1 protein-coding gene is annotated in these 612 nt (G+C 49.0%); it reads left to right on the forward strand.

Annotation, left to right across the window (positions count from 1 at the left end; genetic code table 11):
• Positions 1-612, forward strand: a 612-nt coding sequence (locus ACS8FC_RS18935) for a cytochrome c biogenesis protein CcdA (RefSeq protein ID WP_439297926.1), incomplete at both ends; no start/stop codon positions are given.

The following is a 612-nucleotide window of genomic DNA, read 5'->3' on the forward strand; positions in this document are numbered from 1 at the left end:
GATCGCTGGATTTTTATCTGCATTAGTCGTATCTCCTTGCGTCTCTGCGCCATTATTCGGTGCGCTATTAGCAGTCTCTACCATTGGTAGTCCGCTCTTGGGTTTCGCCGCCTTATTTATGCTAGGTTTTGGTTTGTCAGCACCGCTTATTTTAATCGGTGCCACTCAGGGAAAAATCATGCCAAAGGCAGGAGAGTGGATGAATTGGGTCAAGCAGGGCTTTGCGCTACTATTATTCGCGGTAGCATTGTTATTAGTTGAGCGTGTGTTTATATCGCCAGTGATGCTTATGGTATGGGCATTATGGTTTATGGTGGTGGCGACATGGGCGTGGAGCTGGATCGGCAGAAGACGCATGTTAACCCAAGCCATGAGTCTGATCGCTGGTATTTGGGCTGTTTGTTTGATCGTGGGTGCGGCATTAGGGAATGATGATAGCTTGCATCCATTAGCCTCGCTAAGCGCTGCGCCGACGATGGTGCAGTCAGCGACTGGTCAGTCGATGGGTAACGATAGTGCGGCGACAGATAAAACGATCACCACACTTGCAGAGCTAGATACGATTGTTGCGGCAAATCCTAATGTCCTTGTCGATTTGACAGCAGATTGGTG

This window comes from Psychrobacter sp. 1Y4, from assembly GCF_051847555.1.